The 647-nt window shown below is 74.5% G+C and carries 1 pseudogene; it reads right to left on the bottom strand.

The window, feature by feature from the left end:
* Window positions 1-647 (bottom strand): annotated as a pseudogene (glcE, locus tag x551_RS23000) (glycolate oxidase subunit GlcE); the annotation flags it as partial.

Here is a 647-nt window from a genome sequence, read left to right as displayed (position 1 = left end):
GGGCCGCCTCGCGCACCGTGGCCGCGCTGGCGGCGGTGCACCACCAGCGCTGCGCGCCGCCCCATTCGATCAGCTGCTCGCCGGGCAGCGCGATCGGTGCGGCCGTCTGCGGTACCGACAGGCGCCACAGCGCCGCGCCGGTGTTCGACTCGACCGCGGTGCGGGCCTTCACGAAGAACTCGTCCTCGTGATCGCGCAGGCCGTCCCAGAACGGCGTGGCCAGGCCGTCTTCCACGCCCTCGCCGCGGTGCCGCGTGAGCAGGGTGTCGACGGCGGCATTCACCGCGGCGCGTGCGCCGCGCAGTCGCAGCAGCAGCATGCCGGCCCACCACGCGCTGGCACTCACGGGCAGCGGCTGACCGCCCCAGGCGTTGAGCTGCTGCAGTGCTGCGGCCTCGTCGAGTTCGAAGCGCAGCGTGGCCGTGGCCGGCTGCACCGGCAGCACCTTCAGCGACACCTCCAGCACGACGCCCAGCACGCCCATCGAGCCGCACAGCAGACGCGACACGTCGTAGCCGGCCACGTTCTTCATCACCTGGCCGCCGAAGCTCAGCACCTCGGCGCGGCCGTTCAGCAGCGTGGCGCCGAGCACGTGGTCGCGCACCGCGCCCACGCTGGCGCGGCTGGGCCCGCTCAGGCCGGCCGCG

This window comes from Methylibium sp. T29 (assembly GCF_000576205.1).
In the GTDB taxonomy this organism is placed as follows: Bacteria; Pseudomonadota; Gammaproteobacteria; order Burkholderiales; family Burkholderiaceae_C; genus Methylibium; species Methylibium petroleiphilum.
Note: the sequence above shows the minus strand (reverse complement) of the source record. Positions and strands in the feature narration are given on the sequence as shown.